Source organism: Lelliottia sp. RWM.1 (genome assembly GCF_016859735.1).
GTDB lineage: Bacteria > Pseudomonadota > Gammaproteobacteria > Enterobacterales > Enterobacteriaceae > Enterobacter.
Genome location: NZ_WLVC01000148.1, coordinates 1 through 510, shown reverse-complemented (window position 1 = coordinate 510; position 510 = coordinate 1). Strand labels below are relative to the sequence as shown.

Annotated in this window: 1 pseudogene; it reads left to right on the top strand. The window is 62.0% G+C overall.

From position 1 onward, the window contains the following. Positions 1-180: 180 nt before the first annotated feature. Positions 181-510, top strand: a pseudogene (locus GF617_RS26980) (GNAT family N-acetyltransferase); the annotation flags it as partial.

The following is a 510-nucleotide window of genomic DNA, read 5'->3' as shown; positions in this document are numbered from 1 at the left end:
TCGCGAAATTTCGCAGTCGCGACGCCAGAGACCGAGGGTTAGATCATGCCTAGCATTCACCTTCCGGCCGCCCGCTAGCGGACCCTGGTCAGGTTCCGCGAAGGTGGGCGCAGACATGCTGGGCTCGTCAGGATCAAACTGCACTATGAGGCGGCGGTTCATACCGCGCCAGGGGAGCGAATGGACAGCGAGGAGCCTCCGAACGTTCGGGTCGCCTGCTCGGGTGATATCGACGAGGTTGTGCGGCTGATGCACGACGCTGCGGCGTGGATGTCCGCCAAGGGAACGCCCGCCTGGGACGTCGCGCGGATCGACCGGACATTCGCGGAGACCTTCGTCCTGAGATCCGAGCTCCTAGTCGCGAGTTGCAGCGACGGCATCGTCGGCTGTTGCACCTTGTCGGCCGAGGATCCCGAGTTCTGGCCCGACGCCCTTGCATATTCCCACGCATGGCGATCGCTCAATAACATTCATGCCGATCACGTAATAACATCCATGCCGATCACTCAA